Source organism: Sporosarcina sp. QA0331, assembly GCF_055808055.1.
Genome location: NZ_CM147850.1, coordinates 2,379,269 through 2,392,091 on the forward strand (window position 1 = coordinate 2,379,269; position 12,823 = coordinate 2,392,091).

General features: G+C 44.0%; 9 protein-coding genes and 1 pseudogene. 5 read left to right on the forward strand and 5 right to left on the reverse strand.

The annotated features are described in order from the left end of the window. The first annotated feature begins 3 nt into the window (after positions 1-3). From AC0L13_RS11935 to AC0L13_RS11955, 5 genes and pseudogenes are all read left to right on the forward strand, one after another. Positions 4-1,110, forward strand: a complete 1,107-nt coding sequence (locus AC0L13_RS11935) for an ABC transporter ATP-binding protein (RefSeq protein ID WP_473639835.1) — start codon at positions 4-6, stop codon at positions 1,108-1,110. Beyond that, a complete protein-coding gene (locus AC0L13_RS11940) occupies positions 1,100-1,924 on the forward strand; it encodes an ABC transporter permease (RefSeq protein ID WP_473639837.1) in 825 nt (274 codons plus the stop codon). Before AC0L13_RS11935 ends, AC0L13_RS11940 begins: the two co-directional genes overlap by 11 nt. Beyond that, a complete protein-coding gene (locus tag AC0L13_RS11945) occupies positions 1,908-2,708 on the forward strand; it encodes an ABC transporter permease (protein WP_473639838.1) in 801 nt (266 codons plus the stop codon). Before AC0L13_RS11940 ends, AC0L13_RS11945 begins: the two co-directional genes overlap by 17 nt. After that, positions 2,705-3,747: pseudogene (locus tag AC0L13_RS11950) on the forward strand (ABC transporter substrate-binding protein). Before AC0L13_RS11945 ends, AC0L13_RS11950 begins: the two are co-directional and overlap by 4 nt. 178 nt (positions 3,748-3,925) lie before the next feature. Continuing rightward, complete coding sequence (locus tag AC0L13_RS11955) at positions 3,926-5,083, forward strand: MFS transporter (RefSeq protein WP_473646981.1); 1,158 nt, start codon at positions 3,926-3,928, stop codon at positions 5,081-5,083. Positions 5,084-5,124: 41 nt separating this feature from the next. Here AC0L13_RS11955 and AC0L13_RS11960 read toward each other — a convergent pair whose 3' ends face one another. Genes AC0L13_RS11960 through AC0L13_RS11980 form a run of 5 tightly spaced genes read right to left on the reverse strand, consistent with a single transcriptional unit; the run spans position 5,125 to position 12,810 of the window. Then, the gene (locus AC0L13_RS11960) at positions 5,125-7,722 is read right to left on the reverse strand and encodes a VWA domain-containing protein (protein WP_473639840.1); all 2,598 of its coding nucleotides are present in this window, start codon (positions 7,720-7,722) and stop codon (positions 5,125-5,127) included. Next, positions 7,706-9,472 (reverse strand): vWA domain-containing protein, encoded by a 1,767-nt coding sequence (locus AC0L13_RS11965; protein ID WP_473639842.1) that lies wholly within the window; start codon positions 9,470-9,472, stop codon positions 7,706-7,708. The genes AC0L13_RS11960 and AC0L13_RS11965 overlap by 17 nt, the downstream gene beginning before the upstream one ends. Positions 9,473-9,486: 14 nt before the next feature. Then, positions 9,487-10,359 (reverse strand): DUF58 domain-containing protein, encoded by an 873-nt coding sequence (locus AC0L13_RS11970; RefSeq protein WP_473639844.1) that lies wholly within the window; start codon positions 10,357-10,359, stop codon positions 9,487-9,489. Further along, entirely contained in the window at positions 10,359-11,351 is a 993-nt protein-coding gene (locus tag AC0L13_RS11975; protein WP_473639846.1) for an AAA family ATPase, read from the reverse strand. The genes AC0L13_RS11970 and AC0L13_RS11975 overlap by 1 nt, the downstream gene beginning before the upstream one ends. A gap of 22 nt (positions 11,352-11,373) precedes the next feature. Continuing rightward, positions 11,374-12,810: a hypothetical protein gene (locus AC0L13_RS11980; RefSeq protein ID WP_473639848.1), complete on the reverse strand. Its 1,437-nt coding sequence runs from the start codon at positions 12,808-12,810 to the stop codon at positions 11,374-11,376. Between the last annotated feature and the right edge of the window lie 13 nt (positions 12,811-12,823).

The following is a 12,823-nucleotide window of genomic DNA, read 5'->3' on the forward strand; positions in this document are numbered from 1 at the left end:
AAAATGACAAACCAGCCAATTATCCGTTTTGAAAACGTCATGAAGAAATACGGCGACGAAACGACCGTATTGGACAATGTCTCATTTGAAATGGAGCGCGGAAAGTTTTATACATTATTAGGTCCTTCGGGATGCGGAAAGACGACAATCCTGCGATTAATAGCAGGGTTTATCGAACCGTCAGAAGGGTCGATTTTCTTTAACGGTAAAAAAATCAATGACGTTCCGGCGAATGAACGCCAAGTAAACACTGTATTTCAAGATTACGCGCTCTTCCCCCACTTGAATGTATATGAAAATATCGCATTCGGTTTACGGATTAAAAAAGTGAAAAAGGACGAAATTGATTCGAGAGTTAAGGAAGCGTTGAGATTCGTCAATTTGGCAGGTTATGAAAATCGGGAAATTACGGAAATGTCCGGTGGTCAACGGCAACGGGTTGCAATTGCACGCGCTATCGTCAATGATCCTGAAGTCATTTTGCTTGATGAACCGCTTTCCGCTCTCGACTTGAAGCTTCGTTCAGAGATGCAGTATGAGCTACGTGAATTGCAGCAACGACTCGGTAAGACATTTGTCTTTGTCACACATGACCAAGAAGAAGCACTTGCGATGTCCGATGAAATCTTCGTCATGAATATGGGCGCCATCCAACAATCGGGCACTCCTCTTGATATCTATGACGAGCCGATCAATCGATTCGTCGCCGATTTCATCGGTGAATCGAATATTGTATCCGGCCGGATGATCGAGGATTATATCGTTGAATTCACAGGAAAACGATTCGACTGCGCAGATGCTGGACTTCAACCGAATGAAAAAGTTGATATCGTCCTTCGTCCGGAAGATTTGGAAATTACGACAGTCCATAAAGGAAAATTGAATGTGACGGTCGATACGCAACTATTCCGTGGCGTTCATTATGAACTGTCGACCTACGATCAGGATGGCAATGAATGGCTCGTCCATTCCACAAAGAAAGCGGAAGTCGGAGCGCAGATCGGTCTAGATTTTGATCCAGAAGACATTCATGTCATGCGTTTGAACGAATCGGAAGAGGATTATGATGCACGGCTCGAATCCTATGGGGCGACCGCCAATGAAGAATAATCGCCTGCGTTCAATCTATTCGATCCCCTATACTGCGTGGATCCTATTGTTTGTCCTGGCTCCGATCGCATTGATCGTTTATTATTCTTTTTTCGACTTGACAGGCAATTTCACGCTTACAAATTACGCTAATTTCTTTTCATCCGTCTATCTTAAATTGACGATCAGCTCGTTTTGGTATGCATTCCTCATTACGTTCTTTTCTTTGCTGATCGCATATCCGACGGCATATTTAATTACGAAGACGAAGCATAAGCAGCTTTGGCTGTTGCTTATCATCATCCCTTCATGGATCAACCTTTTGCTTAAAACGTATGCCTTTATTGGTCTTATGGGCCTATACGGTCCGTTGAATGCATTTTTGGAGACTGTCGGCATTGGAAAGCAACAAATACTGTTCACAGACTTCAGCTTCGTATTCGTTTCCGTGTATATTTTCATTCCGTTCATGATTTTGCCGATATTCAATGCACTCGACAAATTGAATCCAGCGTTAATAGACGCTTCACGGGATCTTGGCGCAAATTCTTGGACTACATTCAGAAGGGTCGTATGGCCACTTACAACGAATGGAGTAAAGTCAGGCATCCAAGTCGTTTTTATTCCAGCGTTATCCTTGTTCATGATCACAAGGCTCATAGCTGGAAATAAAGTCATCACACTCGGAACAGCTATTGAGCAACAATTTTTAGTGACGCAAAACTGGGGAATGGGCTCTACAATTGCCGTCTTCCTCATCGTATTTATGTTCATTATCATGCTAGTCACGAATGGCAAAGAAAAGGGGGCGGCTGACAATGAAAAGGCTAGGTAAACTGCCTAAATTGTATTTAGCAGTTATATTCATTATCTTGTACGCCCCGATTTTCTATTTAATCTTCTACTCATTCAATTCAGGTGGCGGCATGTCTAATTTCGAAGATTTTACGTGGGAGCATTACGCAGCTGTTTTTGAAGACAAGCGTTTGATCATCATCGTTCTCAATACGATTATCATCGCACTGCTTTCTGCTCTATTAGCAACAACGATTGGTGTCATCGGTGCTTTAGCGATTTATTTCATGCGCAATAAAAAAATGAGGAATGCAGTACTCTCCTTGAACAATATTTTAATTGTAAGCCCGGATGTAATTATCGGAGCATCATTCCTAATATTGTTTACGATGATCGGTGTAAAGCTCGGATTCGCTTCAGTTCTAATTTCACATATCGCCTTCAGCATTCCGATTGTCGTCATTATGGTATTGCCGAAACTTGCGGAGATGAACACTTCCTTGATAGATGCTGCCTTGGATCTTGGCGCGTCAAGGAGGGACGTTATGACCCGCGTCATCCTTCCATTCATAAAGCCAGGGATTTTTGCTGGTTTCTTTCTTGCTTTGACGTATTCACTCGATGACTTTGCCGTTACCTTCTTCGTGACAGGAAACGGATTCTCAACGTTATCAGTTGAAATCTATTCGATGGCAAGAACAGGCATCAGTTTGACAATCAATGCCCTATCAGGCCTCATCTTTATTATTACGGTAGCTTTGGTGCTTGGTTATTACGCACTTAGCAGAAAAACGAAGACGCCTCTTGCGGGGGTGAAAAAATGAAATCCATTATCCAATCTGCCATTTTAATTCTTGCCATTTCTGGTATTTTGCTTTTCATTAACGCCGAGTTGAGTGAAGGAAGCAAGTCCGGAAAAGGAACCATAACAGTCTATAACTGGGGCGAATATATCGACCCTGATCTACTTAAGCAATTTGAAGAAGAAACAGGCATTAAAGTTATATACGAAACGTTCGATTCGAATGAAGGTATTATGTTTTTTTTTTTGCCCCTTCAGAGTATATGGTGGAAATGATGGCAGAAAAGAATCTACTGTTGCCAATCGATTATTCGAAGGTTCCGAATATCAAACATATCGATCCATACTTTTTAGATTTGCCTTTCGATCCCGGCAATCAATACTCAGTCCCCTATTTCTGGGGTACTGTGGGAATAGCATTCAATCCAACATTGCTTGAAGGACAAACATTTGAGAGTTGGGATGATCTTTGGGATCCTTCCTTGAAACAACGCGTAATCCTTGTCGATAGTGCACGTGAAACGGTCGGCATGGCTTTGAACTCATTCGGTTACTCTTTGAATTCCACCGATCTCGGTGAGCTTCGTGAAGCTACGGATAAATTGAAAGCATTAAGCCCTAACGTAAAAGCAGTCATCGGGGATGAAGTGACGCAACTTATGGTGAATAATGAAGCGGCAGTCTCACTTACATGGTCCGGCCAGGCGGCAGATATGATGTATGAAAATGAAGACATCGATTATGTTGTCCCTGAGGAAGGGTCGAATTTATGGTTCGATAATCTCGTCATTCCTAAAACTGCAAAGAACATTGACGGAGCACATGCTTTTATCAACTTTATGCTCGACCCTGAAGTGGCGGCGCAAAATGCCGATTACGTTGGTTATTCGACTCCGAATGTAACGGCACTCGACTTGATGGATCCAGAAGTCGTCGAGGACGAGCGTTTTTATCCTGACGAAGAGACTAGAAGTCATTTGGAAGTGTATAAAAACTTAGGACTTGAATTATTGGGCGTTTATAATGAGCTTTTCTTGGAATTCAAGATGGATATGAAGTAAACCAATTGCCGTCCTTAAACCGTTTTCTCGGTTTAGGACGGTTTTTATATTCTTGGAGGCTTATCTGTTAAATAGCACATTGCTTCTATGGTAAACTGTAGCAACGACAATAAAAAAATAGAGGGGCGGATTGCCTTTGGCAGCGAAACAATCGAATAATGCAGCATTATACATATTAATGTTCAATATGTTCATCGCAATGTCCGGCATCGGTCTCATCATCCCGATCATGCCTGAATACTTAGGGACATTCGGTGTGGCTGGAAAAGTACTAGGATTCCTTATTGCAATCTTTTCGTTTGCACAATTCATCTTTTCACCAATATCTGGGGATTTGTCAGACCGACACGGAAGAAAGAAAATCATTATTTTCGGCTTATTCATCTTTGGTTTATCACAGCTTGCGTTCAGCATGTCTACAGAACTTTGGATGTTGTTTGTCTCCCGGTTCTTTTCCGGAATGGGAGCGGCATTCATTGTGCCTCCTATGATGGCATTTGTTGCTGATATCACAACGCTCGAAGGCAGAGGTAGAGGGATGGGGCTGTTAGGGGCTTCCATGTCACTTGGATTCATGATTGGTCCAGGAATCGGCGGGTTCCTTTCTAAGATCAGCTTGCTCACTCCTTTTTACTTTGCTGCTGGAGCTGCCGTGTTTGCTGCTCTACTTTCGATTTTCATTTTACCGAACGTTGCACCGGTCGTTTCATTAGAGAAAATCAATCAGAAATCGGAAAATATTTTCAAGCAGTTAAAACGCTCGACGACAACTCCTTATTTTGTCATGTTGATCGTCATGTTCGTTTTCTCTTTCGGGCTTGCGAATTTCCAATCGACTATTTCTTTGTATGTCGACCATAAGTATGGGTATACACCTTCTCAAATTGCGGTGTTGATTACGGTCGGCGGGTTTGTCGGCGTTATTGTCCAGACCTTTGTCATTAACCCTTTGTTTAGAAAATACGGGGAGATGCGGGTCATTCTGTTCAATTTGGTCGTTGCGGCTATTTCAATGCTCGCCATTCTGTTCGTTGATATTTTTTGGACGATCCTCCTCGTTGCGACAATTTTCTCGACGGCGACTTCCCTTCTTCGTCCTGCGGTCAATACACTCGTTTCAAAGCTTGCAGGTGAAGAACAAGGATATGCTGCCGGAATGATGAATGCTTATATGAGTTTAGGGAATATGGTCGGCCCAGCGCTTGCTGGCTCCATTTTCGACATCAATATTACATTCCCTTACATCTTAGGTACCGCTATTCTCCTTATCTGTTTCGGAATTGCAACAGTATGGTCAAGGAAGCATACAGTCCTTCTCGCCTCGACGAGAACATAACCAAAAACCCTTATCTCCGTGAACAGGAGATAAGGGTTTTTCTAACGTTTCTTTTTCGCTTTTAATAATTCAGCGACATGGTCTTCTTGTTTGACTGTCGTAACTTCTTTTGGGTCATTCTTTTCTTTTCGTGCGAGCAAACTTGAAAACATGCCGAATCGACGAAGTGTAATGTCAATGAAAAACAAAATCATCGCCGTAAGTATAAGCCAATCTGCAATCGGTTTCCGATCTCCACTTTTATATGGATGCGGACGGAAAACTTGCTCAGGATCTTCGAGATGCTCGCCGCCCGTCCGTTCAGAAATTTTCTCAAGCAGCGCAACATTTGGTTCAGACGGTTTGTATTCCAAACTATAAGGTACCGAAACACCCGCTTCAAACAAGCCACCCTTATCATCCGCGATACCGAAGAAGACAAGACCAGGGTCGGCATCCAATGTCACCCTGACTTTTCCTGGCGCCAACGGTTCCGACTGGAATGGCACTTCATTCCCTTGTTCATCAACAATCGCAATTTCCAAAAATGCCGATTTCCTGGAACTATCGGTAATCGTATACGTTCCGCCACGATCATGGGTGATCAGATACGGGACATCTTCATAAGTCGGCAGTAATCGTGAAACAGCTGTATTCCAAAAGCTAGAATAGCCCTCCCATCTTGCCAGATCACCAGACCATTTCCCCGTTGAATCGGATGTGAATGCAATTGTACGACCAAGTCCATACATCCACTCTGCAATGACCGGGTCTTCCTTAGGGCTTTCTGCCACGATTGTCGCTGTTCCTTTCGGTGTCGTTGCAATATAAGCATTCATTTGCGGGACGCCTTCCTGGAAGATAGATGTCCACTCAGGCACATTGCCCAATGAGACATAGAATGGGTCATCTTCAATGTACGTCCTTGTAAGCATCGATGTTTCCCGGGTCAATATGGCCGGAATCGTCGACTCATCAAAAGCGTTGTAGAACCTTCCGCCGCCGAGTTCCGCCAATTCCTCCAACAGCAGGCTGTCCGCATCTGTACCGATTGCAACGGTCGATAACGTAACATTCGTATTTTTACCTTCCGCTATGACGTCTTCATAATCCGGAGGCATGGATGATTGCCCATCTGTCAACAGAATAATATGCTTCCTTTGGAGCTTCAGATCTGCCAAATCCTCATACGCCTTAGCGACAGATGGGAAAATATCAGTCCCTCCGCCTGCTGGTATTGACAAGATTTGCTCCATTGCGTCTTGTTTATCTTGTAAAGGTCCGACAGGGATGACTTCCCAAATTTCATGGTCAAATGCAGTGAAGCCGAAAGTATCATCGTTCCGAAGCAACTCGACTGCTCTTGCTGCCGCTTCCCTCGCAATGACAATTTTTGACCCGGACATACTGCCAGAACGGTCTAAAGTTATGACAAGACCAAGGGACGGGAGCTGCTCCTTCCCTTTCACTTCCATTTCCACTGGCAATAATCGCTCGATCGGAGACTTGAAATAACCTCCTAAACCATAGCTCTCATCGCCCCCGACCATCATGAACCCAGTACCGAAACTTTTAACCGCCTGTTCAATGACCGTCATTTTATGTTCTCCAACAAGATGGCCAGGTACGTTATCAAAAATAATTGCACCATATCCTAAATATCCGGACATTGTTTCCGGCAATCTTTCTGCATCCACTACATCAACTTCCATAGCGTTTTGGTCGAGAAGCGACGGAATAACGGAAGGGCTCCGCTCAGTCTGGACGACAAGCACTTTAGGAGATTGTTCAAGCATCGTGACGGAAAGCATGCGGTTATTTTCTAGAAGTCCATCATCAGGCACAATTAGCTTTGCCTCATACTTCAGAAGACCTGTTCCACTAGCCTCATGATGAAATGCAAATTGATTCGTACCTTCGTCTAGCGAAACCGGTTCACTAATAATCTCCTCATCGTTCAAGTTGATCAGCAACTGGCCCACTGTCTGTGTGGATGACTCGACTTCAACACGCAGTAATTGCCTTTCTCCTTCATAAGCGGATCTAGGCGTCTCAAATAATGAAATGGAAGCATCTGCGTCATTCGATCGTTGCAACATGACCGTGTCAATTTGGACATGGCCATTTTCATATTTCGGCAATAGTTCTTCTATTGACCCTTCCGTCTCCAGCCCATCGGACAATAACACGATCCTCGTTGCGAGACCGGCTTTTGCCACTGCTGCAGACAAGTCAATCGCATTGGCAATATTCGTTGCACCTTTCGAATCTATCGGTTCCAGCTTCGGCATTTCAATTGTAGCATCGGTCAATCTACTATCTGTCCGAAACGTTCCGGCGAATGAATATATACCTACAGATTGGTTCGCTTTTCTCGCCTTCAAACTTTCCGCTATCCACTTTTCTGCTGTTTGACTCGCATCCGCTACAGAAACGGACCTATCAACAACAAATATAATCTGCTCCTCGTCATCCGGCAGCATCACATAAGGAACGGTAAGTGCGAAAACAATACAAAGGATCACAAGGCTCCTAAGGGCATATAGAATCGTCTCTTTACGTGCGAAACGCATGTTAGATGACTTCCAAGCATACACCATGTAAATCGCTATGGGTATGAGCAGCAAGAGCCATAAAGGATTCTCAATTCGAATATCCACGACGTCTCTGCACCTCCCACTCTATCAATAAAAGAAGGAGTAGCGGCAAAAGAAATAGCCATCCAATCATTTGTTTACCTTCTTCTTTTTCAGTTCCATCAGTAAGGTCTGCTCCAAGTTTATAACTAGATCCAGAGGAAATTGATTTCTCATCCTGTTCAAGCTGGACGGAAAAATACCTTTCCTTCCCACTATCCATTAGTTTATAGATTCCAGGTTTAGAAGGCGCGACAAAATTCTCATCTACTGGATACGTAGCGACATACTCATCACCAATCGTGAAAATTTCAATTCCATCCGTTCCATTTCCCGTCAATATCGCTTTTCTCTCATTCGGCATGAAAGTTCCAGCGATATCGCTACCGGATCGCAACATTTCCATCGAACTCCAAAGGAATAACGGAAACGACGGATGTAACGGCCAATCTGTCAGGCCAATATCCGTCAAGATGATAATATCGCCTCTGGGTGATTTCTGGATAAACGGCTTGCCATCGATAGAGGCTAAAGTCGAAAACCCTTCGAATGGTGGATAAAGAGCGCTCACATAAATATCATCAATTGATGCAATCGTGAATAATGCGTCATTCATAGATTCCACTACACCCGAAACTGGCTCTGCCGCTGAATCATTTCTGCCAATCAACAGAATCGGCTCTGTTCCATTCTTCAAAAAGGAAGTCTCATTCGTCACGATCATTGCATGGTCTCTTGCAGACGTCATTTCATTCACAGACCCTGAACTAACGTTGAGGCCAATCGCCTCAAATGCTTTTTTGACTAGCTCATGCAATTGACTGTCTACGATTACTTCCGATGATTCACTGCCGATGACGATAATTGCTTCGTTGTCTGCGGAATAGTCATCTTCCACTTCCATATGAACATGGAATGCCGGAAGCAGCGGTAAATCCTTGAATGAAACTAGAGCGTCCGCGTCTTCTTCAACCGAAAACTCCTGTTCAGCCAATTTATCGCCCGTCAATCCATTATGGACAATCACCTTCCCCGATTGTTTCAGTAAGGTTTGATTTGAAAGCTTAACAATGGCCTCTGTACCATCTACAGTATGTATGGCACCGAATTTTTCAATTGCAATATTGTCTAAAGGAACTTCATTGTTATGGACAGTCCAAGTAATCCCATTTTCACTGTCCATGAATATAGACCGATCAAGGAAATCTGTAAATATATGAACATCCGCTCCTGCTTGTGATGTAATAGATCTCACTATCTCGAGCGACCTTCCAATATGCTCATGCTCATAATTCAATTCTAGCCCGTCAATCGAAGCTAAAACAAGCCGCTCATCGGCCTCTTGACGAAGCAACAGAGCAGGTTCTTTCCCGGTCGTTATGATAGAGAACGATTCACCGGCACGTTCTTCTACAATCGAACGCATCTTCGTTTTACTTTTCTCCAATAATGACATATCTCCGTCATTGGCGGACATGCTTGCGGAAACATCTACGACAATAACAGTATGTCCATCCGCAACAATCTCCTTCGGTAAAAATGGGCGAAGCAAGATGAATAACAATAGCAACAGTGCTGCCATCTGCAAATAAAATAAGGCATTCCGCTGCAAATTTTTCAAGTACGGAGAAACTTTTGTCTCCCGCATTGATTGTTCCCAAAACAACGTGGAAGAGATTGTAGTCGTTATATACTTCTTCCGAAAGAAATAATAAATAAGGACGGCCAACGGGAAAACTGCCGTCCATACATTACTGATTTGATCGAACCCCACTTAGCCGCCCCCTTTCAACGCAACCATCCTGCATGTCTCATCTTTTTCGTAAAACAATCCATTGCACCTTCCGAAACTTCCGTGCGCAAAAGTTGGATTCCGTATTTTCTCGCCAATGCTGATAATTCAGCTTCATGTTTCAATTTCTTTTCTTTATATTCTTTGACGATCCGTTGACTCATGGACACTTCAACGACCGATCCCTTTTCCACATCGACAAGGCGCACATCACCTTCGTATTCTGGGAACTCTTCCATTGGGGAGTGAACCGTCAAAATTCGTACATCCTTACATACACCCGGCAACCTCCTGAACAGACGCTCCCATTTGTCTATCTGCTCCAAGCCATCTGTAATAATGAATAAGACTGTCATCGCCTTCGGAACATGCTTTATGAGTTGATCCGCAAATTCACCTTCAAAAATTGGTTCTTGCAATTGCGTAACGTATTTTGAAAATGCTGCCCGGTGCAATGCACCTTTTTTCCGGAAGAAATAATTCTGGTCAGCAGTCCATGTTGAAAACGAAACGGTGTCGCCACTTTTTAACGCGATATGTCCTAACCCAATCGCCAGTTGACGCGCAAAATTCCATTTGCCATCCGTCCCCATTGATTTTGTTGAATCAAGCAGTATATGTACCCGCATTTCTTGTTCATCCAAAAACTGCTTGATGAACGGTTTATCGGTACGTGCAAACACATTCCAGTCAATATGACGTAAATCATCGCCCGGGTGATATTCTCTGAAATCCGAAAAATCCAATGAAGTTCCGGTTTTACTGGAGCGATGCGTCCCTTTATGATGACCTAGCCGTCTCGCTCTCGAGATGATGGATAACCCGCCTAATCGTTTGGATAATCGATCAGGGAAAAGTTCTTCTCTCATTACACTTGCGCTCCTTGGCGGATATCCTCCAATAATCGATCGATAAGTTTATCGACATCAATTCCTTCCGCTTCCCCCTCATAATTAATAAGGATACGGTGCCTTAAAGCTGGTTTGGCAACAGTTTTAATATCGGCAATTGATACGTGGAAACGGCCTGCCATTAACGCTCTTGCCTTTGCCAATCGAATGATGGACTGTAATCCACGAGGGCCGCTTCCATATTGGACATATTGGCTCCAATCGTCTTCGCTGTCTGTTCGGTGATGTGTCGCCGATACTAGATCGACGGCGTAATCCATCATCTCGTCTGCAATGACAATTGTCTTCGCCATTTCCTGAGCCAAAACAATCGATTCTGTGTCCATCACTTTTCTAATAGAAACAGTATTCGGTCCGGTTGTTCGTAGCATTATTTCCTTTAACTCTTCCTTTACGGGATAAGGAAGTAGAATTTTACATAAGAACCGGTCCATTTGCGCTTCCGGCAACGGATATGTCCCTTCCATTTCAATTGGATTCTGTGTCGCAAGAACAAAGAATGGTCTGGACATTTTCCGGGTTTCACCAAGGACGGTTACGGTTTTCTCGCCCATCGCTTCAAGCAAAGCACTTTGAGTTTTCGGAGTGGCGCGGTTAATCTCATCAGCCAGCACCATTTGACTGAATATCGGCCCTTCTTTAAATACAAAACGTTGAACTCCATCTGGATTCCGTTCTAGAATGCTCGTTCCTGTAATGTCAGCAGGCATGAGATCCGGTGTGAATTGTATTCGAGAAAAAGACAAATCCAACACTTCGGATATTGTGCGAATCAGCATTGTCTTCCCTAAGCCAGGCAACCCTTCCAATAATGCATGCCCTTCCGCCAATATAGAATATAACGAGAACTCGACAGCTTCCTGTTGACCTACAATGAACTTACCGATTTCTTCTCTCACTTCTGCAAGCGTACTGCTCATTTCTTCAAATTGTTCAGGTGAAAACGACATTTGTACATCTCCCATCCATTAGTCATTCAATTGATGAAAAGTAATCAGAAAGGACTCGTTGTAAATTCGCAGGAAGATTCATTTTATCCGACCCTTTTAAATAGGCGTCCTTATAACTTCCGACCACTTCTTGATAAGGCCGCAATGTCCCACGTTCAACAAGGCCATCACGCTCATTCTCTTCAACGAATTCCCCTTCACCTAGCTCACCGCCTACAACAGAAGGGTCATTGTAACTACCTATTCTATCGAAGGGAATGGAAAGTAAGTCACGTCCACCTTTCCCTGTTCCCGCGCCAGACCCTTGACCTTGACCCTGTCCTTGACCTTGGCCTTGACCTTGGCCTTGACCCTGACCTTCTCCTTGGCCTTCGCCCTGACCTTCGCCTCCTCCTTGACCTTGGCCCTGACCTTCTCCTTGGCCCTGACCTTCTCCTTGACCTTGGCCCTGACCTTCGCCTTGACCTTCGCCCTGACCTTCACCTTGACCTTCACTTTGGCCCTCGCCTTGGCTCCCACCATTGCGGCTAGATTGAGACTGTCCCGTGCCAGGCTTTGCACCGGAACTTGTTTGACCACTATTTGCCGTGGATGGAGTTTCAGCACTTGCCAAAGCAGGCAGCGATGGGGCTTTGCCTATTTTATTCAATGCGCTTTGTGCTTTTCCTGCTTGTTGCGCGAGCTGGTCAACAATCGATTTTAGTTCTTCAAGCTTCAATTCCTCTTTTTCACTTAAGCCTTCTTCAGAGCCTTCCTTTTTTTCAGTCAATCTCTGTTCCTTCAGCTTAAACTCTTTTTGCTTCTTCACTAATTCTCTTAACGTTTCATCTGTCGTTTCAGTTTCTTTCAGTTTCTCCGCCAGCTCTGCCAATTCTTTTTTCTGTTCAGGATTTTTTTCCTTCTTCCCTAAATCGGCCACTTCCTTTTTCAATTCCTCGATGATTTCCTTTTCCTTAGCGACAGCTTGTGCTTCCTGCTGCGCTTCTGAAGGAAACATGAGCAAGAGGACGGAAGCGGCGAGAAAAATAAGAAAACCTGAAAGCATTTTTCCGTTGATATATCTTTTTTCCCGTTTCTTGAATTGCGGATAAGCTATGTCTACCGCCTTTTCCGCTCTTCGCACAATCGCCTGACCAAAATCCGAATGTTGAACGCGATCATCCAATGCGGTCACAAGTAAATTGTCCGGTACATAATGATCCAGCTTCCAAACAGCCTCTTCTCGGCGGACATTCTTAATGAACAGCACGATGATTGTTGCAACGATAGCTGTTATCGCAATCCAAAAAGTGATCCATTCATAATGAGGTAATATGAACAGTCTGGAAGCAGCTAGGAACAATGAAGATAATAAGGCAGTCATGAAAAATCCTGCTTGCAGCATACGGACAGATCGCTCGAAGCACAATGAATTCAGAGCCCTTCCAACATATCGATGTAATGCTGATCTCTCTTCCATCCGTCTCACCTCA

Bases quoted from the DNA above. Each gene is read 5' to 3' on its own strand.
- AC0L13_RS11935 (WP_473639835.1), top strand. From the start codon at position 4: ATGACAAACCAGCCAATTATCCGTTTTGAAAACGTCATGAAGAAATAC.
- AC0L13_RS11940 (WP_473639837.1), top strand. From the start codon at position 1,100: ATGAAGAATAATCGCCTGCGTTCAATCTATTCGATCCCCTATACTGCG.
- AC0L13_RS11945 (WP_473639838.1), top strand. From the start codon at position 1,908: ATGAAAAGGCTAGGTAAACTGCCTAAATTGTATTTAGCAGTTATATTC.
- AC0L13_RS11955 (WP_473646981.1), top strand. From the start codon at position 3,926: ATGTTCAATATGTTCATCGCAATGTCCGGCATCGGTCTCATCATCCCG.
- AC0L13_RS11970 (WP_473639844.1), bottom strand. From the start codon at position 10,359: ATGAGAGAAGAACTTTTCCCTGATCGATTATCCAAACGATTAGGCGGG.
- AC0L13_RS11975 (WP_473639846.1), bottom strand. From the start codon at position 11,351: ATGTCGTTTTCACCTGAACAATTTGAAGAAATGAGCAGTACGCTTGCA.
- AC0L13_RS11980 (WP_473639848.1), bottom strand. From the start codon at position 12,810: ATGGAAGAGAGATCAGCATTACATCGATATGTTGGAAGGGCTCTGAAT.